This is a genomic window from Lentzea atacamensis, assembly GCF_003269295.1.
GTDB classification, from domain to species: Bacteria; Actinomycetota; Actinomycetes; order Mycobacteriales; family Pseudonocardiaceae; genus Lentzea; species Lentzea atacamensis.
On the sequence record NZ_QLTT01000018.1, the window covers coordinates 34,046 to 52,671 of the forward strand.

The following is an 18,626-nucleotide window of genomic DNA, read 5'->3' on the forward strand; positions in this document are numbered from 1 at the left end:
AACCCCGCCCCCGATGCGTACCAGCTTCGTGTTCAGCGAGGTCGTCACCGGACTTCGCCGGAACGTCACGATGACGATCGCGATGATCCTCACGACCGCCATCTCGCTCGGGCTGCTCGGCGGTGGCCTGCTCGTCGTCCGCATGGTCGACAAGATGCAGGCCAACTACGCGGGCAAGCTCGAGGTCTCAGTGCTGCTGACCAACGACGTCAGCGCCAACGACAAGGACTGCACCCAGCAGCCCTGCGCGGGCCTGCGTTCCCAGCTCGAGCAGACCTCCGGCGTCGAGACCGTGGTGTTCCAGAACCGCGACGAGGGCTTCGAGCGCTTCAAGCGGATCTTCGAGGCGCAGCCGGAGCTGCTCAAGCTCGCGCGTCCGGAGGCGATCCCCGCGACCTTCCGCGTCAAGCTGGAGGACCCGGAGCGCACCGACGTCATCAAGCAGGCCTTCGAGGGCAAGCCGGGCGTCAAGGGCGTCGACGACCAGGGCAAGTTCCTCGAGCGGTTCTTCGAGGGCCTGAACGGCCTGCGCGACGTCGCCCTGATCCTCGCGCTCATCCAGGCGTTCGCCGCGTTGCTGCTGATCTCGAACACCATCCAGGTGTCGGCGTTCACCCGCCGCGTCGAGGTCGGCATCATGCGCCTGGTCGGCGCGACCCGGTGGTACACGCAGCTGCCGTTCCTCATCGAGGCGGTCGTCGCGGGCATCATCGGCGCGGTCTCCGCGGTCGCCGGCCTGGTGCTGTTCAAGGCGTTCTTCCTCGACCGGATCACCAGAAACCTCACGGAGTCGGGCATCATTCCGCCGATCGGGTACCTGGACATCCTGATCGTGTCGCCGTGGCTGTTCCTCGTCGCGATCGTCATCTCGGCCACGACGGGCTACGTCACGCTGCGTCTCTACGTGCGGCTTTAACGACTTTGCCGACCACGTAAAGTTGTCGTCATGGTCAAGGAACGCGGGCAGAAGGCCATCGCGTCGAACCGCAAGGCTCGGCACGACTGGACCATTCTGGACACCTATGAGGCGGGCATTCAGCTCGTCGGCACCGAGGTGAAGAGCCTGCGCATGGGACGGGCGTCCCTCGTGGACGCCTTCGCCCAGGTCGACGACGGCGAGATCTGGTTGCACGCGCTGCACATCCCGGAGTACGTCGCGGGGACGTGGACGAACCACGACGTCCGGCGCAAGCGCAAGCTCCTGCTGCACAAGGCGGAGATCGAACGCCTGATCGGCAAGACCAAGGAGTCCGGTCTGTCGCTCATCCCGCTGCAGATGTACTTCAAGGACGGCTACGTCAAGGTCGAGATCGCCCTCGCGAAGGGCAAGAAGGCCTACGACAAGCGCCAGGACATCGCGAAGCGCGACGCCAACCGCGAGATCGCCAAGGCGCACGGACGGGCGCTGAAGGGCCGTTACTGATGGCACTGGTGGACGTCCACGTCCACTTCATGCCGCAGAACGTCCTGGACAAGGTCTGGAGCTACTTCGACCGCGTCCGCGAGTCCGGGGTCGACTGGTACATCCACTACCGCACGGACGAGAACGCCCGGCTCACCGCACTGCGGGAGCTGGGCGTCGTCGCGTTCGCACCGCTCGTCTACCCGCACAAGCCCGGCATGGCCGAGTGGCTGAACGAGTGGGCGGCCGACTTCGCCTCACGCGTCCCCGAAGCCGTCCAGACCGGCACCTTCTACGCCGAACCCGGCGCGGACGCGTACGTGCGCAAGGCGCTGGAGGCCGGTGCGCGCTGTTTCAAGTCCCACGTCCAGGTGGGCGGCTACGACCCGCGTGACGAGCTGCTGGACGGCGTCTGGGGCCAGCTGGCCGAGGCAGGCGTGCCGGTCGTCGTGCACGGCGGTGACGGGCCGATCCCCGGTGAGTTCACCGGGCTCGGGATCCTCGACGAGGTGTTGCGGCGGCACCCACGGCTGACCGCGGTGATCGCTCACGCCGGCATGCCGGACTACCGGGGTGCGCTGGACCTCGTCGAGCGCTACCCGAACGTGCACATCGACACCTGCATGGTCGGGGTCCCGTTCACCACGCGGATGGTGGCGCTGCCGGACGACTGGAACCTGCGGATCGCGGGGATCGCGGACCGGGTCGTGCTGGGCAGCGACTTCCCGAACATCCCGTACCCGTACGAGGTGCAGCTCGACGCCGTCCGGTCGTGGGGCCTCGACGCCGCCGCCGAGCAGGCGATCCTGCACGACAACGGCGCCCGCCTGCTTCAGCTGTCCAGGTAGGCGAGCACCGCGCGCACCCGGCGGTGCTCGGAGTTCGACGGTTCCAGGCCGAGCTTCGCGAAGATGTTGCCGACGTGCTTCTCCACCGCGCCGTCGGACACCACGAGCGTCGCGGCGATGGCCGTGTTGGACAGTCCCTGGGCCATCAGCCCGAGCACCTCGCGTTCGCGGGGCGTCAACGAGTCGACGGGGCTCTTCTTGCTGCGCACCATGAGCTGGGTGATCACCTCGTGGTCGATGCTCGTGCCGCCGTCAGCGACCCTGCGCACCGCGTCGACGAACTCCTTCACGTCCGCGACCCGCTCCTTGAGCAGGTAGCCGACCCCGCTCGCACCGCCCGCGAGGAGCTCCACGGCGTAGCGCTCCTCGACGTACTGCGACAGCACCAGCACCGGCAGCCCGGGAGAGCGGCGGCGGGCTTCGATGGCGGCCCGCAGGCCCTCGTCGGTGAACGTCGGCGGCATCCGCACGTCCACCACGCACAGGTCGGGCTTGTGCTCGACGACGGCGTCCAGCAACGCGTCGCCGTTCTCCACGGCCGCAACGGTTTCGATGCCCTCGTCGGCGAGCAACCGCTGCACGCCCTCCCTCAGCAGCACCGAGTCCTCGGCGATCACCACACGCACGGCAACTCCGCTCGAATCACAGTCGGCCCGCCGGACGGGCTGACGACGACAACCACACCGTCGATCGTGGCAGCCCGGTCGGCCAGGCCGGCGAGCCCGCCACCGGGCTTCAGCTCGGCGCCGCCCTGACCGTTGTCGGTGACCTCGACCAGCACACCCGTCTCCACCCGTTCGACCAGCACGGTCGCCCTGGTGGCGTTGGAGTGCTTGGTGATGTTCGTGAGCGCCTCGCCGACGGTGAAGTACGCGGTGCTCTCCACCGCTGTCGGCGGCCGCGGATCCACGTCGACGCTCAGCTCGACCTCGATCGGGACACGGGCAGCCAGCGCCGACAACGCCGCGTCGAGACCGCGGTCGCCCAGCACCGACGGGTAGATGCCCCGCGCCAGGTCCCGCAGCTCCTTGATGGCGAGCTTCGCGTCCGCGTGCGCCTCGGCGATGAGCGCGGCAGCCCCCTCCGGATCGGAGTCCATCTTGGACTTCGCGCGGCCCAGCCCCATCGCCACCGCCACGAGCCGCTGCTGCGCGCCGTCGTGCAGGTCGCGTTCGATGCGCCGGCGCTCCGCCTCCGCCGCCTCGACACCGCGGGCCCTGCTCGACTGCAGCCGCTCCGCCTCGATCGCCAGCTGGTCGGCGCGCGTCGGCCCCAGCATGGCGCGGGCCATCCTGCCGTGCACCGCGCCCAGCGAGCGCGTGCCCCACAGCGCGAACGGGATCAGCGCCAGCCCGATCGCCGCGACCGGCAGCGCGGAGTAGAACGAGTCGATCGTCCAGACCTCGCCCACGACCACGGCGAACGGCGCGTAGCCGATCCAGAACGGCACGGCGATCAACGCCGCGACGACCGACCACATCGCGATGACCGAGGCGAACTCCAGCGCCCCCACCGGCACGAGCAGCGCCAGGTAACCGAAATCACGCCAGGTGGCCGGGTCGGTGAACTGGTGCTTCCACTTCTGCAACAGCGGCCCGTCGACCCGCTCGCGGTACGGCTTGGGAATGTCCGTGCGCAACGCCACCCGCACCCACGCCCGCTCCGTCGACGCACCCGCGCGCACGACGTTCATCGCCACCCAGAGGATCGGGAGCCCGACGCCGAGAACGAACGTCGCGAACCCCACCACGGTCAGCACCAGAGCGAGGGTGAACCAGAAGATGCCGGTCACCAGGTTGGTCAGCAGGTAGAACCCGGCTGCGAGCGCGTTCGGTTTCCTCATGCCGTCCATCGTGTCGTTCCCGCTGGTCAGGGACCATCTGGCTAGCTATCCGGTCCAGGGTGGGGACAGCCCTACCTGCCTCGGGAAGAACTCGGTGGCCGCCATCGTTATGCTAGGCGTACCACTACAAGGGGGTGAACGGTTTCGACTGTGGACGTTGATTCAGGGGAAGCGTGCCGGTGCAGGCGAGAGACCACCGCAAGCGTCATCGCAAACCAATAAGCGCCGAGTCTAACGACAAGCGCGCGTTCGCTCTCGCCGCCTGAGGCGAGTAGCAACGCTGTCGGCCTAGGAGCGCCTTCGGCCTAGTGTCCGGCATCAGCTAGAGGGCTTACCGGCAGTCCCGGTCGCGGGGACTGTTCGGGACATTCACAGCGACTGGGCCCGTCACACCAGCTTGTTCGCGTGACTGGTGGGGTCAAGCAGAGGCCTAGCGAACTGCGCACGGAGAAGCCCTGATGAGCCGCCACAGGACCCGGGTTCGATTCCCGGCACCTCCACTCGGCCGAAGGCTGCTCAGCGGCCTTTGGCCGCTTTCGCCAGCTCGTTCCGGGTGTTTTCTGGGGGTCCAACCCCCAGACCCCGGCCGGGGGCTCCGCCCCCGGACCCCCGCCCGCCTCGCCGCTTCGCGGCCTTGGCGGGCTTTCCTTTTTGTGGCTCATCGTGGTTGGGGGACGTTGTGCGTGCTGTTCGGGTGGATCGGGCTGGCGGGCCTGAGGTTTTGCGGGTTGTTGATGTGGCGGAGCCGGTGGTTGGGGCTGGTGAGGTCTTGATCCGGGTGGTTGCTACCAGCATCAACCCTGTTGATGACAAGACTCGGCAGGGGATTTTCGGGATCGACGCGTCTGTCACGCTTGGGTGGGACCTTGCTGGGGTGGTCATCGGCGGTGAGCTGCCGGTGGGAGAGCGCGTGATCGCCATGTCGCATCAGCTTGGGACCGGGCGCGGGACTTGGGCGGATGTTGTGGTGTTGCCTGTTGGGGCGGTGGTGCGGGCGCCTGAGTCGGTGAGTTTGGTGGAGGCGGCGACGTTGCCGTTGGCTGGGCTCACGGCGCTGCAGACGCTTGACTGGCTGGAGGTCGGGGCTGGGGAGCGGCTCCTGGTTGCCGGGGCGGCTGGGGCTGTGGGTGGGATTGCGGTGCAGGTTGCGGCTGCTCGTGGGGTGCGGGTGGACGCGCTGGTGTCGCGTGAGGGACAGCAGGTGCCGGGGGCGGAGCTTGTGACCACCGATCCTCGTGCGCTCACGGGGTACGACGTTGTGTTTGACACTTATGGGGCGTTTGTTCTGGGGGCTGTGGTCGAGGGTGGGCGGTACGCCTCGATCGCTTCGCAGGCCGGGGTGGTGCCGGAGGTGGACGGGGTGCGGACCGCGAACATTCAGGTTCGGGAAGACGGCGCCGGGCTGGGGGAACTGGTCGGCCTCGTGGACGACGGGGTGGTCGGGCTCAGGGTCGACTCGACGTTTGCGATCAGGGACGTTCGGGCGGCTCATGAGCGGTTTGGGCAGCGTGGGTTGAGCGGCAAGGTCGCGATGGTGTTCTGACGGGCGTCAGGCACGGCGGGTGGCCGGTAGGACGGCGGACAGCGCGGCCAGGAAGTCGGCGGCGTCGAACATCGCGCCTGCTGAGGCAACGCCGTTGACCTTGAAGCGGTTGGTCAGCAGGCGCTCCACCGCCTCTACGGCCAGAGGTGCGCTCACCGCGTAGATGTCGCGGCCGGTGATGGTCAGCTGACGTTCTTCGGTGCCGCGGCGTACTCGCACGTCCACCTCGAAGGTTTCCGGGTCCTGGCGGGCTGAGGCTTGGCTCAGGCCCTGGGCTGCGGTCGTGGACATGTACGAGGTCACCGACGGGATCGGCAGGTGGCTGGGGATCGTGACGATGTCCGCCATCGAGAACTCGCCGATGACCTGGCGCGGGCCGCCGGGGAAGTCCCAGTCGAGGGTCGGCTGGGTGTCGTCGTGGTACTGCAGCGCACCGTCGCGGAAGCGGACGCGCTGGCCGGCCCTGCGCTCGCGCGAGACCGCGCCGGCGGTGAGCGTGCCAGGGGTGGGCTGCCAGCCGCTCAGGCCGTAGGCGATGTGCGCGGAGTCGGCCGTGGTCCAGTCGGCCATCGCGGCGGTGACCAGCAGGTCCGCCAGGCCGCCGAAGAACGCCATCGCGGGCACCACCGGGACGGAGGCGCCGCGGGCGAACGTGTCGGCGTTCGCCTCGATCTCGGCCGCCACGTCGACGTACGGGATGCCCGCGCGTTCGGCCGCGGCGATCAGCGGAAGAGCGGTGATCGCGAACGGGCCAGCTGTGTTGATCACGGCGGAGGCGCCCGTCAGCGCGCGGTCCAGGGCGTCCGGGTCGTCCGCGGTGGCCTGTGCTCGTCCGAACGGCAGCGGTTCGAAGCCGCGCTTCTCCAGTTCTGCCACGACGAAGCGGCCAGTGGTTCCCGAAGCGCCGTAGACCGCGATCTTGTGTCCCATGTGGACCATCAAAGCCCGGGAGGGCAGCACCCACTAGTGTCTGGAACGACACGATGCGTACAGTTTCGGACATGCTGGCATTTGCCGTGACCGACGGGATGCTCCACTTCGAGCTGACCGCGACCTACGAGATCTTCACCGCGCCCCAGCTCGACTACCCCGTGGTGATCTGCGGCAACGGGCCCGTGCGCGTCGGCAGGTTCACGCTGGAACCCGATCTGCCGCTCGACCAGCTCGACCAGGCGGACACCGTGATCGTGCCCGCCATCGCGGACGTGGACGAGCCGATCGACGAGGCCCTGGTCGAGGCCGTGCGCAAGGCTCACGACAAGGGTGCGCGGATCGTGTCGTTGTGCACGGGCGCGTTCGTGCTGGCGGAGGCCGGGTTGCTCGACGGGCTCAGGGCGACCACGCACTGGGCGCACACCGACGTGCTGGCTCAGCGCTACCCGAAGGTCGAAGTCGACCCGGACGTGCTCTACGTCGACAACGGCCGGGTGCTGACGAGCGCGGGCAAGGCGGCGGCGATCGACCTGAGCCTGCACCTGATCCGCGCCGACCACGGCACCGCGACGGCCAACACGGCGGCGCGCAGGCTCGTCGTGCCACCGCATCGGGACGGCGGGCAGGCGCAGTTCGTGCTCGCGCCCGTGCCGTCCGAGGAAGGCCATCCGCTGACCGAGCTGTTCGGTTGGGCCGGCAACCGGCTCGACCGGACGCTGACGGTGGAGGACCTGGCACGCCAGGCGAACATGAGCTCGCGCCACCTCGCCAGGCTCTTCAAGGCGGTGACGGGCACCACGCCGTTGCAATGGCTGCACACGCAACGGATCAGGCGAGCGCAGGAGCTGCTGGAGATGACAGACGACAGCGTCGACCAGATCGCCGAGGCGTCCGGCATGGGGACGGCCACGACGTTGCGGCGGCACTTCCACCGAACGGTCGGTGTGCCACCGGACACATACCGCCGCACGTTCCGACCGATCGGTGGCAAATAGGCCGGCCGGCGGACGTTATGTTGGCCCGATGAGCAACCAACAGCGCGTCGGGGCGCGGGTGTTGCGGCGCAAGCCGATCGACCAGCTGACTCACCCCGGCAGCGAGCTGAAGCGCAGCCTCGGTGTCGGCCACCTCACGATGATCAGCATCGGCGCCACGCTCGGCACCGGCATCTTCGTCGTGCTGGGCCAGGCGGTGCCGCTGGCCGGTCCCGCCATCGTGGTGTCGTTCGTGCTCGCGGGCATCACCGCGTTGTTCTCCGCGCTGTCGTACGCCGAGCTCGCGGGCCTCATCCCCGCCTCCGGCTCCTCGTACTCGTACACGTACGCCACGCTCGGCGAGATCGTCGCGTGGGTGTGCGGCTGGTGCCTCGTGCTGGAGTACGGGGTCTCGGTCGCGGCGGTCGCGGTCGGGTGGGGGCAGTACGTCAACGAGTTGCTGCACCTGGTGACCGGGCTGCGGATTCCGGACGTGCTGAGCCAGCCGCCGGGTGCGGGCGGGATCGTCAACATCCCCGCCGTGCTCGTCGTGGTGATCTCGATGCTGGTGCTGCTGGGCGGCGCCAAGGGCAGTGCGCGCACGAACACGATCCTGGTGTGGGTGAAGGTCGGCGCGTTGCTGATGTTCTGCGCGGTTGCGTTCACCGCTTTCCGGGCGGGCAACCTGGAGCCGTTGTTCCCGCTGGGGCTCGCGGGCATGAGCGCCGGTGCGGCCACGTTGTTCTTCTCCTACATCGGGTTCGACGCCGCGTCGACCGCCGGTGAGGAGGCCAAGAACCCGCAGCGCGATCTGCCGCGCGCGATCATCCTCTCGCTGGTCGTGATCACCGCGCTGTACTGCGCGGTCGCGCTGGCCGCGGTCGGTGCGATGCCCTGGCAGTCGTTCGAGGGCACCGAGGCCGCGCTGAGCCGGGTGCTGACCGACAACGTCAGCGGCTCGATCTGGCCGATCCTGCTGTCGATCGGTGCTGTCGTCGCGACGACCAGCGTCGTGCTGACCGTCCTCTACGGACAGACGCGCATCCTGTACGCGATGTCCCGTGACGGGCTGGTGCCGTCGATCTTCGCGAAGCTCAGCCCGCGCACCGGTGTGCCGTTCACGAACACGGTGCTCGTCGGCCTGTTCATCGCCGTGCTCGCCGCGCTCGTGCCGTTGGGGTCCCTGGCCGACGCGACCAGCATCGGCACGCTCTTCGCGTTCGGGCTGGTCAACATCGCGGTGATCATCCTGCGCCGCACCGAACCGGACCGGCGGCGCAGCTTCCGCGTGCCGTTCTCGCCGGTCACGCCGTTGCTGGGCCTGGCCTTCTGCATCTACATGATGTTCAGCCTTGGACTCGACACGTGGATCGCGTTCATCGGGTGGATGGTGCTCGGGTTCGTCATCTACTTCGGTTACAGCGTCAGGAAGGCACGCCTTGCGGTTCCGAGTGATCAGTGACGTCCCCGGCATCGCCAGGGTCGCCGCGTACTACGCCGAGGTGTGGCAGACCAGCACCGACGTGCTGTCCTCCGAGACGTTGCACTGCATCCGGCACGCGGGCGGTGCGACGATCGGGGCGTTCGACGGTGACGAGCTGGCCGGGGCCACGACCGGGCTCTTCTGCCCGGACGGCTCGGTGTACTCGATGATCGCGGCCGCTCGCGCCGGCGTCGGGCATCCGTTGAAGCTCGCGCAGAAGGACTGGGCGGCAGGGCTCGGCGCGAAGTCGATGCGGTGGACCTACGACCCGCTGGTGTCGCGCAACGCCCGGTTCAACCTGGTCAAGCTCGGCGCGGTCGTCACCGAGTACACCGTCGACTTCTACGGGCCGATGAACGACGGCGTGAACGAGGGCGACCAGAGCGACCGCCTGACCGTGCAGTGGGACCTCACCGGGTCCCGTGAATCGCACGAGTCGGTACCCGCCGGTGAGGTGACGTCGACGGCTCCGGACGGAGAACCGTTGGCGCGCACGGACGGCGAGCGGATCTGGTGCCGGGTACCGCGTGACATCGTGCAGGTGCGCAAGGAGTCGCGGGACCTCGCGAGGCAGTGGCGGGAAGCGGTGCGCGGAGTGTTCGTCGACGCCTTCGAGCGCGGCTACGTGGCGACCTCGATGTCGCGCGACGGCTGGTACGAACTGGAGCGCAAGTGAAGATCGAGCGCATTGAGCTGCTGCACGTCGCCATTCCACTGGTGCAGTCGTTCCGCACGTCGTTCGGGACGATGACGACGAAGGACACGTTCCTGCTGCGGGTCGTGACGGACACGGCAGAGGGCTGGTCGGAGTTCGCCGCCGACCCGGAACCTCTGTACTGCTCCGAGTTCGTCGTCGCCGCGGAGCTCGTGCTGGCCGATCACCTCGTGCCGCGGGTGACGCCGGAGGTCACGGCCGCGGAGGTCGCGCACCGGACCGAGGCGATCAAGGGGCACAAGCTCGCGAAAGCCGCCCTGGAGACCGCGATCCTGGACGCCGAACTGCGGTCGTACGGAATGCCGATCGGCACGTTCCTGGGCGCCACCGCCGAGCGCGTGCCGTCCGGGATCTCGGTCGGGATCAAGAACTCGATCGCGCAGCTGCTGGACGACGTCGAGGAGCACCTCGCCGACGGCTACGTCCGGATCAAGCTCAAGATCGAGCCCGGCTGGGACGTCGAACCGGTGCGGGCGGTGCGGGAACGGTTCGGCGACATCCCGCTGCAGGTCGACGCGAACACCGCGTACACGCTGGCCGACGCCGACCAGCTGCGCAAGCTCGACGAGTTCGACCTGCTGCTGATCGAACAGCCGCTCGACGAGGACGACCTGCGCGGGCACGCGCTGCTCGCCCAGCGGGTCCGCACGCCGATCTGCCTCGACGAGTCGATCACATCGGCCAGGGACGCGGCCACGGCCATCGCGCTGGCCGCCTGCCGGGTGATCAACATCAAGCCCGCCCGCGTCGGTGGCTACCTGGAGGCACGCCGGATCCACGACGTCGCCGTCGCACACGGGATTCCGGTGTGGTGCGGGGGAATGCTCGAGACGGGGATCGGACGCGGGCCGAACCTCGCGCTCGCGGCGCTGCCCGGTTTCGTGCTGCCCGGCGACACCTCCGCGTCCCGGCGGTGGTTCGCGGAGGACATCACCGAGCCGTTCGAGCTGGAGGACGGCTCCATCGCCGTGCCGACCGGGCCCGGCATCGGGGTCGAGCCGATTCCGGAGACGCTCCAACGCTTCACCACCGCGACGAAGGTGCTCTACGCCAAGGACTGAAGCTCGCGGGCGAGGTTGAGCCGCGCGGCGGCGTCCCACAGCTGTCGCGCCGGCTCGGTCACGAACAGGTGCTCGCGGCCGAGCAGCGTTCGGAGCACGTGGGCTCGGCCGGCGCGCCACGTGGCGTCGTCGTACTGCGAGTACTCCTGGCGCACCGCCTGGCTGTAGCGGTCGTAATGCGTCGGTGCCGAACCGAGAATCGCGAGGTCGGCGTCGAGCAGCACGTGCGCGAGCGGGTCGTCGGACGAGTGCGTGATCGTGGCCAGCACCAACGACTCCACGCGCGCGATCTGCTCTTCTTCCATCCCGGCCAGTCGTTCGCGCGCCCACGCGGCGGACGCGCGTTCGTCCTCGCCAGGCTTGCCGTCGTAGATCACGTCGTGCGCGCAGGCGGCCAACGCGAGGATCGCGCGTTCCTCCACCGAGAACGCGAACGCGTCGGCCAGCGCCGACGAGTCGCGGACCACGGACACCACGTGGAAGGTGTTGTGGTAGGCGCGATGCGGTTCGGCATAGCGTTCGACCAGGTCACCCGCGTCCGGTGTGCCACCGAGCGCGCGGACTGCGTCGTCCCAGATCCGTTTCACCGCGTCAGCTCCTCCTCGACGACGTCCGCGGCGACCGTGCTGCCGCCCGCCCGTTGAATCATCCGCTGCATGTCCTTCACCCGTGCGGCGATCGCGGAATCCGACGCCAGCTGACTCACCAGCGAGCGCACGCTCTCCTCGGTCACGGTGTCCAGCAGCACGCCGAGTCCGAGCTCCTCGACGCGCTGGCCGTTGAACCGCTGGTCGGCCATGTGCGGCACGACGATCATCGGGACGCCGTGGTGCATCGCCTCCATCACGCCGCTCAGCCCACCGCGGGTGATGAACACGCTCGCGTGCTCCAGAACGGCGAGCTGCGGAACGTCGTCGTGCACCTCGACGTTAGGTGCCGGGTGGCGAACCCTGCCCTTCGTGACGAGGTGCCACGGCCTTCCACGCGCTGCCTCCGCGCAGGTCCGCACACCGGTCGTCGCGAGCACCACCGGACTGTCGCAGGGCGGTGTCCACGTGCCCTGGAACGCGCGTTCGGTCAGGCACGGGCCGGTGAAGGCGAACCGCTCGTCGAACGTGTCGCCCTCCGGCTGGAACTCCCTGGGGAACAGTCCGATCCTGCGGCGCGCGCCCGAGACGAACTCCGGCAGCGCGCAGCCGAAGAAGCCCTGGACCCCGGTGAAGAACCGGATCGCCGCGGAGTCGAACGTCCGCGCCGGCATCATCGAGGCGCCGAGCGACCAGTGCGAGTTGCTGGTCAGGAAGCTCTCCAGCAGCAGGTGCGGGACGCCCAGCCGGTGCGCGATGACGCCGCCCGCCCAGGCCGCGATGTCCCACAGCACGAGGTCGGGAGGGTCCGCGCGGAACACCGGTTCCAGCCGGGGCAGCGCGGACTCGGCCTCGGCGAGTGCGAGCTGGGCCGCGTCGTAGAGCGACTCCGGCAGCTCCTTCGGAAGCGTTGTGGTGCAGGGGACCGCGGTGGCTCCGCACTCGGTCACCGCCGCGGTGAACGGGGCGGGGACCGGGCAGCTCACGCGATGGCCGCGGCGCACGAGCTCCGCGATCAACCCGAGCGCCGGGTGGACGTGTCCGCGCTCAGGCATGAGGAAGATCGCGATGTGCGCCATAGCTGAGATTAACGTTGTTCGATTCCTGAAGGTTCAGATCGGTGGCGGTGATGCGACTCAAGTTCCGTTCCGCGAGGGTGATAGGTGAAGTCGTCCGAGAAGACTTTCCGATTCCGAAGAGGTCCGCGCGATATGTCGTGAGGTTTGTTCGGTTGATCTGGTCGAACACGCCCTTGACCGCGCGGATCGACGGTTTCATCTGCTCGCGTCGCCAGTCGAGGGTGATCCCGTCGGTTTCGCGGTCGTAGCGGAACGTGCCGCACTCTGAGGTTCTTCGTGATCGTTAGGTACAGCGACGTGAGGGTCTCGCCGCCCGCGGGGATCGGGTCGATCTCGGCGAACACCTTGTGCCGTAGCCGGCGTTCGCGGCGTGGCGGCGGGCGGCGTACTGGTACCAGCTCGTCGACTCCAGGAACGCGCTGCGGATCGTGTTGACCCTGAGCGTCTTGTTGGCCAGCGGGAAGAACCGGCCGTACATCCACTGCCGGCCCATCTCCAGCATCGTCGTCCTGAATCCCTTCTCACCTAGTCGCCGGGGGCGACGGCGGCTCCGTAGCCGGTGCCGATGACGACGGCCTCGCTGAAGTCCGACTCTGCCTCGGCGGTTCCCACCGTGGTCATGCCCAGCGCCGTCAGCGCCAGGAAGCGCCGGCGAGATATCCCTCATGTGCCTTTGCTGTAGGGCCGTTCGGGCCAGTGGTGCTTGGGATACCTGCCCTTCAGCTCACTGCGCACCCGCAGGTATCCGTTGCGCCAGAAGGACCTGAGATCGCTGGTCACGGCGGTGGGACGGCCCGCGGGGGAGAGCAGGTGCACCACCACCGGAACTCCCGCGATCTGCGGCGTGTCGGCCCACTTCATGGCGTCCTGGATTCGGACGTAAAGGGCGGGCTGGTCCTGCGTGTAGTCGACCTTGCCCTGGCCGATGCGTTCCGGGGCGAGCTGGTCGAACTCCGCCGCCTCCGGCCACGGCAGCAGGCTGCGCAGCAGCATCGTCGTGTCGATCTTGGCCAGGTCCGAGCGCTTCTTGGCCTTGCCGAGGTCGACCGCGCGGATCAGGCTCTCGTCGTCGACGCTGGGCCAGTCGCGGGTCCGGTGCAGGAACGCCATGCGCTCGCGCAAGCGTTTGGCGGCGTCGGTCCACTTGAGCAGGCCCAGGCCTTCGGTCTCGAGGCCGAGGCGGAGTGCCTGCTGGGACTTGGCGAGGTCGTTGAGCGGGCGTTCGTCGAGCGTGATCGCGCCCAGCTTGCGGACGCTGTTCGCGATGACGTCGCCGTTCCACCGGATGTCGTCGACCGTGTGCACGAGGGCTTGGGCGGCGGTCACGGCGAGCTCCTCGTCGGCAGGAGCGGCGAGGCGGATGCGGCCGTGCTTGCTGCCCGGTTCGCGGTCGGCGATCGCGACGGCCAGCCACTTGGAGTGCGAGTTGGTGTGCTCGACGGCCGTGCCGTTGGCCATCAGGTAGACGTTGCTGTTCTTGGACCGGCGTTTCGCCAGTCGTTCGGGGTAGGCGAGCGCGACGACGAGCGCCGGGTCGCCGTTGCCCGTCGGGTTGGTGCCGAGCTTCTCGAGCTTCTGAGCTTCTTTGCGCCACTTGCCAGGGGCTTTCAGCGCGGTCGCCAGGTCGTCCGTGCTGGGGTGCGAGCTGTCGTCGAGCAGTGCCACGACCTCGGCGGCGGTCCGGTTGCCGGCGAGCGCGCTGCCGTCGATGAGCGCGCGGCCCAGCCGTGGGTGCAGGCCGACGCTCGCGATGCGGTCGCGGCGGTCGGGTTCGAGCGCCCCGATCGCGTTCAGGGTCTCCTGGGCGGCCTTGAGCGCGCCCTCCGGCGGGGCGTCCCACCAGCTCAGGCCTTCGCCGTCCGGCGTGCCCCACACCGCCAGCTCCAGCGCGAGCCTGGTCAGGTCGGCCGTGCGGATCTCGGGTTCGGGATAGCGGGGGAGCGTCGAGTGCTCGTGCTCCGGCCAGCAGCGGTAGACGCGGCCAGGAGCTTCTCGTCCTGCTCGTCCGGCGCGTTGGTCGGCGACGGCCTGGGAGACGCGGACCGTGGTGAGGCCCGCGAGACCTCGTCTGTGGTCCACGCGGGGGACTCGGGCCAGGCCCGCGTCGACGACCGCGCGGACGCCGGGGACGGTGAGGCTGGACTCGGCGATGCTGGTCGCGAGCACCACTCGCTGGCGGCTGCCGGGCTTCAGCGCTGCGTCCTGGGTCCGGGCGCTCAGCTGGCCGTGCAGGATGACCGTGTCGGCGTTGAGGAGGCTCGCGGTCCGGTTGATCTCCCTGACTCCGGGCAGGAACGCCAGCACATCTCCGTCCACTTCGGACAGGGCCTTGTTGATGGCCCTGGCGACGGTGGTCTCGATGTGCTCGTTGCGGCCGGGCGGGACGTAGGTGATCTCCGTCGGGTACATGCGCGACTCGGTGTGCAGGACCGGAGCGTTGAGCAGGTCGGAGAGTCGTTGTGCGGCAACGGTTGCGCTGGTGGCGAGCAGCTTCAGGTCCGGGCGCAGGCCTGCTTTGGCGTCCAGCAGGAGCGTGAGGAGAAGGTCGGCGTCGAGGTGGCGTTCGTGGCACTCGTCGAGCAGGACCGTGCCGACGCCCTTCAGCTCCTGGTCGTGCTGGAGCCTGCGCACCAGAAGACCGCTGGTCACGACCTCGATCCGGGTGTGCTTGCTCGTCTTGCGGTCGCCCCGGACCGAATAGCCCACGGTGTGGCCCACGGGTTCGCCGAGGAGGCTCGCCATGCGTGCGGCGGCGGCTCTGGCGGCGATGCGGCGTGGCTCGGCGACGACGACCTTGCCGTTGAGCGCCAGCGGGACGAGCGTCGTCTTGCCGGTGCCCGGCGGGGCGACGAGCACGGCGGCCCCGTGGTCGTCGAGGGTCTGGAGAAGCTCGGGGAGAACGGACTTCACCGGGAGATCGGGCAGGTGCACGCTGTTGAGTGTGTCAGGGTGGAGTCATGGGGATGATTGGTGTGGTGTCCGGCGTCCTGTCCACACTGCGGTCCGCGCGCACGGTTGCGCAGTGGAAGCACGTTCCTCCTGTGTCGGCTTCGTCGAAGTCGGCGTCGGTGCTGGCCGTCGTGCCCGCACGCAACGAGGAAGCCGCCTTGCCGTCGTTGCTGTCCGGATTGGTCGGCCAGCCGGGCGTGCGGGTTGTGGTGGTGGACGACGCTTCTGGGGACGCGACGGCCGCTGTGGCCCGGTCCTGCGGGGCCGAGGTGATCGAGTCGTCCGGTCCGCCTCTCGGGTGGGCGGGCAAGGTCGCCGCGATGCACCTGGGCGTGGGGGCCGCTCAGGACGAGGAGTGGCTGCTGTTCGTGGACGCGGACGTGACCTGCACGCCTGACCTGGTGGGACGGCTGGTGGCTTCGGCCGGCGAGCTGGGTGCGGACCTCGTGTCGTCTTCTGCGCGGGGAGACGGGGTGGCGTGGTGGTTCCTGCTGCCCGCGTTCAACACGCTGGTGTTCGAGGGCTCGCCACCGGACGGCCGCGGTGTCACGGCGCTCGGAGTGGGGCACTGCATCCTGGTGCGGCGTTCGGTGTTCCTCGCGGCCGGTGGCTGGGAGGCGCTCGCCGAGACCCACGCCGACGACGTCGGGCTGGCGACGTTGATCAGGGACTCCGGCGGGGTCGTGCGGTTCATCGACGCGACGGCGCTGCTCACCACCTCGGGACTGGATTCCTTCGGTGACACGTGGCGGTCGTTGCGCAAGAGCATCCAGCCGTCGGTGAGGGAGATGTTCGGGCCGTGGGGGCGCGTGTTGCTGGTGGTCGCCGGGCTGCTGCACCTCGCGTACGGGCTGACCCCGGTGTTGCGGTGGCGCTCGCCGTGGTCGTGGCTGGCGTGGTTCGCGCAGGCCGTTTCTCATCGTGAGTTCGTGCGGCGAGTCGGCTCGCCGGAGGTGTCGGCTGTGCTGGCGCCGCTGTCGTGGGCGACGATCGGGGTGTTCCTCCTGGACTGCGCACTGCGTCCAGGTGCCGCGTGGAAAGGCCGTCGAGTTGGTTGACCCGTTGCGCGACCCGGACGACCCGGAGTTGCTGGACCCGTACCAGGCGCGATCGCTGGCGATCCTGGTCGAAGGCGCGCGGCTCGCGTCCGGTGCGGTCCGCTACGGCAAGGTCGGCAGGGTCGGGTGCGCTGCGGTCGTGATCAACCGGGAGAACCCGCTGCCGTCCGGCAACTTCGGCTGCGCGCTGGACGGCTCGTCGGTCGAGGTCGCGTCGACGTTGCTGCAGCTGGAGCAGACGTTCGCGGACGTGGGGCGTGCCGAGGCGGTGGTGTACGCGTCGCCGACGACGGTGGACGAGATCGAGGGCATAGCCGACGACTCCGGCTGGTACGCGGTCGAGGAGCTCTTGACCGTCGTTCATCGCGGGACTGCTTCGGTGGCCTCGGAGGTCCGGCGGGCCGTTGACACGGACCTCCCGGGGATCGTCGAGCTGCTGTCCGACGAGCTGGTCGGGAACCGGGAGCGGTTGTCGCGGTGGCTCGGGCATCGAATGGACGATCCGCGTTGTTTGTTGTTGGTGGTGGACGACGGCGATCGGATCGGTGGGTTCGCGTCGGGGTTCGCTGAGCGCGGTGTGGGGTTGGTCGAGCAGTGTGTCGTCCGTCCGGCGCGGCGTCGTCGTGGCGTTGGGCGGTCGTTGGTGGTATCTGCTGCTGCGGCCTTGCGTTCGGCTGGGGCTCACTTGGTGGCCTCGCAGGTCGACGAGGGTCCGGGGGAGCGGTTCGCCGAGGCGTGCGGCTTCGTCGCGGCGTATCCCGTGACGGCATATGTACGCAGAGTGGATGAGCTGCTCGACTGAGTTATTTAGTTGCCGCGTGACATATCCTTAGCAGGGCTAAGGGAGGCTTTGTGCGCGAGCGGTTGCCGGTCGAGGTGTGGGTTCTGGTCGCGGCGAGCTTCATCATCGCCGTGGGATTCGGGATCGTGGCACCCGTACTGCCGGTGTACGCGGCCACGTTCGGCGTCGGTCACACCGCGATTGCGGCTCTGATCAGCTCTTTTGCGTTCGTGCGGCTGGCGTTCGCGCCCATGAGCGGCAAGCTGGTCAACCGGTTCGGCGAGCCGAACGTGTACATCGTCGGCATCCTGATCGTGGCGGTCGGCACCGCGCTGTCGGGCTTCTCGGGGAGCTACGCCGAGATGCTGACATGGCGCGCGTTGGCCGGCGTCGGCTCGACGATGTTCACTGTGGCCGCTCTCGGCCTCTTGATCCGGATCACTCCGGCACCGCTGCGTGGACGTGCCTCCGGCATGTGGGCGGCGGGCTTCCTCATCGGCAACGTGGCGGGCCCGATCGTCGGTGCCGGCCTCGTGCCGTTCGGGCTGTGGGTGCCGTTCGTGTCGTACGGCGTGATGCTGTGCCTCGCGGCGTTCGTGGTCTGGTTCTTCCTGCGGCGATCGACTCTCGCGGCGCTGGACAAGTCCAACAGCGATACGCCGATGTCGGTGCGTGAGGCCGTGAAGCACCGGGCCTATCGCGCGGCCCTGGCGTCCGGGTTCGCGAACGGCTGGGCCGTGTTCGGCGTGCGGATCTCGTTGGTGCCGGTGTTCGTCATCGAGGCGTTGAAGCACAGCCCGGCCGTGGCGGGCATCTCGATGTCGGTGTTCGCCGGCGGCAACGCGGCGATGCTGTTCCTGTCCGGCAAGATCGCCGACACCCGCGGCCGCAAGCCGGTCGCCATCGCCGGTCTCGTCGTCAGCGGTCTCGCCACGATCTGGATGGGCTTCACCGGTGACGTGTGGACGTTCATGGCCGCCTCCTTGATCGCGGGCATGGGCGCCGGCCTGCTGAACCCGCCGCAGAACGCCGTCGTGGCGGACGTGATCGGCGCGCGCGGCAAGGGCGGCCCCGTCCTGGCGGGCTTCCAGATGGTGACCGACCTGGGCGCGATCATCGGCCCGATGTGCGCGGGCCTGCTGGCCGACTCGTTCGGCTTCGAAGCCTCGTTCGCCATCACCGGTGCCGCGCTGCTGCTGTCCGTCGCCTTCTGGTTCGTCGCCCCCGAGACCCTCCCCACACATGAGGAGGAGCACACGGCCGCGGCGGTAGCACCGGAATGCGGCTGCCTCGACGAAAGTGCCGAGGTCCCGACGGGCGAGCGCGTGGGCGGCAAGCCACGCCACCCAGAAGCGTGATTGCCCACTCAG

General features: G+C 69.0%; 17 protein-coding genes, 1 other RNA gene and 2 pseudogenes. 12 read left to right on the plus strand and 8 right to left on the minus strand.

The window, feature by feature from the left end; translation table 11 throughout:
* Positions 1-13 precede the first annotated feature (13 nt).
* The 3 genes from ftsX to C8D87_RS44075 are packed head-to-tail and all read left to right on the plus strand — an operon-like array spanning position 14 to position 2,250.
* On the plus strand, positions 14-916 hold the full coding sequence (ftsX, locus tag C8D87_RS44065; protein WP_109639785.1) for a permease-like cell division protein FtsX: 903 nt from the start codon (positions 14-16) through the stop codon (positions 914-916).
* Between the two features lie 30 nt (positions 917-946).
* Positions 947-1,423 (plus strand): SsrA-binding protein SmpB, encoded by a 477-nt coding sequence (gene smpB, locus C8D87_RS44070; RefSeq protein ID WP_109639787.1) that lies wholly within the window; start codon positions 947-949, stop codon positions 1,421-1,423.
* Positions 1,423-2,250 (plus strand): amidohydrolase family protein, encoded by an 828-nt coding sequence (locus C8D87_RS44075; RefSeq protein ID WP_112232553.1) that lies wholly within the window; start codon positions 1,423-1,425, stop codon positions 2,248-2,250. Before smpB ends, C8D87_RS44075 begins: the two co-directional genes overlap by 1 nt.
* Here C8D87_RS44075 and C8D87_RS44080 read toward each other — a convergent pair.
* Positions 2,235-2,876: a response regulator transcription factor gene (locus C8D87_RS44080; protein ID WP_170166811.1), complete on the minus strand. Its 642-nt coding sequence runs from the start codon at positions 2,874-2,876 to the stop codon at positions 2,235-2,237. The genes C8D87_RS44075 and C8D87_RS44080 overlap by 16 nt on opposite strands.
* A complete protein-coding gene (locus C8D87_RS44085; protein WP_411711538.1) occupies positions 2,864-4,102 on the minus strand; it encodes a sensor histidine kinase in 1,239 nt (412 codons plus the stop codon). The genes C8D87_RS44080 and C8D87_RS44085 overlap by 13 nt, the downstream gene beginning before the upstream one ends.
* Positions 4,103-4,223: 121 nt before the next feature.
* On the opposite strand from C8D87_RS44085, the gene ssrA reads away from it, so the two are divergent.
* Positions 4,224-4,596: a transfer-messenger RNA gene (gene ssrA, locus C8D87_RS44090) on the plus strand.
* 245 nt (positions 4,597-4,841) lie between these two features.
* On the plus strand, positions 4,842-5,636 hold the full coding sequence (locus C8D87_RS48805; RefSeq protein ID WP_411711541.1) for a zinc-binding dehydrogenase: 795 nt from the start codon (positions 4,842-4,844) through the stop codon (positions 5,634-5,636).
* Positions 5,637-5,642: 6 nt separating this feature from the next.
* Here C8D87_RS48805 and C8D87_RS44100 read toward each other — a convergent pair whose 3' ends face one another.
* On the minus strand, positions 5,643-6,566 hold the full coding sequence (locus tag C8D87_RS44100; protein WP_112232557.1) for a saccharopine dehydrogenase NADP-binding domain-containing protein: 924 nt from the start codon (positions 6,564-6,566) through the stop codon (positions 5,643-5,645).
* A gap of 53 nt (positions 6,567-6,619) precedes the next feature.
* Here C8D87_RS44100 and C8D87_RS44105 point away from each other — a divergent pair, with 53 nt between their 5' ends.
* Genes C8D87_RS44105 through menC form a run of 4 tightly spaced genes read left to right on the plus strand, consistent with a single transcriptional unit; the run spans position 6,620 to position 10,802 of the window.
* Positions 6,620-7,564, plus strand: a complete 945-nt coding sequence (locus C8D87_RS44105) for a GlxA family transcriptional regulator (protein ID WP_112232559.1) — start codon at positions 6,620-6,622, stop codon at positions 7,562-7,564.
* 28 nt (positions 7,565-7,592) lie between these two features.
* Positions 7,593-9,005, plus strand: coding sequence for an amino acid permease (locus C8D87_RS44110; protein WP_112232561.1), 1,413 nt, complete (start codon positions 7,593-7,595; stop codon positions 9,003-9,005).
* Complete coding sequence (locus C8D87_RS44115) at positions 8,995-9,702, plus strand: hypothetical protein (protein ID WP_215732668.1); 708 nt, start codon at positions 8,995-8,997, stop codon at positions 9,700-9,702. Before C8D87_RS44110 ends, C8D87_RS44115 begins: the two co-directional genes overlap by 11 nt.
* The gene (menC, locus tag C8D87_RS44120; protein ID WP_112232563.1) at positions 9,699-10,802 is read left to right on the plus strand and encodes an o-succinylbenzoate synthase; all 1,104 of its coding nucleotides are present in this window, start codon (positions 9,699-9,701) and stop codon (positions 10,800-10,802) included. The genes C8D87_RS44115 and menC overlap by 4 nt, the downstream gene beginning before the upstream one ends.
* On the opposite strand, the gene C8D87_RS44125 is transcribed toward menC, so the two are convergent.
* From C8D87_RS44125 to hrpB, 5 genes and pseudogenes are all read right to left on the minus strand, one after another.
* Complete coding sequence (locus C8D87_RS44125) at positions 10,787-11,389, minus strand: HD domain-containing protein (protein WP_112232566.1); 603 nt, start codon at positions 11,387-11,389, stop codon at positions 10,787-10,789. The two genes, menC and C8D87_RS44125, sit on opposite strands and share 16 nt — an antisense overlap.
* The gene (locus tag C8D87_RS44130; protein ID WP_170166812.1) at positions 11,386-12,444 is read right to left on the minus strand and encodes a macrolide family glycosyltransferase; all 1,059 of its coding nucleotides are present in this window, start codon (positions 12,442-12,444) and stop codon (positions 11,386-11,388) included. Before C8D87_RS44130 ends, C8D87_RS44125 begins: the two co-directional genes overlap by 4 nt.
* Positions 12,437-12,718, minus strand: a pseudogene (locus tag C8D87_RS46625) (hypothetical protein); the annotation flags it as partial. The gene C8D87_RS44130 and the pseudogene C8D87_RS46625, both read right to left, overlap by 8 nt.
* Positions 12,719-12,773: 55 nt before the next feature.
* A pseudogene (locus C8D87_RS44135) lies at positions 12,774-12,950 on the minus strand (hypothetical protein); the annotation flags it as partial.
* Positions 12,951-13,131: 181 nt separating this feature from the next.
* Positions 13,132-15,399, minus strand: coding sequence for an ATP-dependent helicase HrpB (gene hrpB / locus C8D87_RS44140; RefSeq protein ID WP_112232572.1), 2,268 nt, complete (start codon positions 15,397-15,399; stop codon positions 13,132-13,134).
* 26 nt (positions 15,400-15,425) lie between these two features.
* On the opposite strand from hrpB, the gene C8D87_RS44145 reads away from it, so the two are divergent.
* From C8D87_RS44145 to C8D87_RS44155, 3 genes are read left to right on the plus strand one after another with little or no spacing between them, the layout of a single operon-like run.
* Positions 15,426-16,475, plus strand: a complete 1,050-nt coding sequence (locus tag C8D87_RS44145) for a glycosyltransferase family 2 protein (protein WP_112232575.1) — start codon at positions 15,426-15,428, stop codon at positions 16,473-16,475.
* Positions 16,468-17,277 carry a GNAT family N-acetyltransferase gene (locus tag C8D87_RS44150; protein WP_109640070.1) on the plus strand — a complete coding sequence of 270 codons (810 nt, stop codon included), beginning with the start codon at positions 16,468-16,470 and terminating at the stop codon, positions 17,275-17,277. The genes C8D87_RS44145 and C8D87_RS44150 overlap by 8 nt, the downstream gene beginning before the upstream one ends.
* Positions 17,278-17,327: 50 nt before the next feature.
* Positions 17,328-18,614, plus strand: coding sequence for an MFS transporter (locus tag C8D87_RS44155; RefSeq protein WP_109639808.1), 1,287 nt, complete (start codon positions 17,328-17,330; stop codon positions 18,612-18,614).
* Positions 18,615-18,626: the final 12 nt, after the last annotated feature.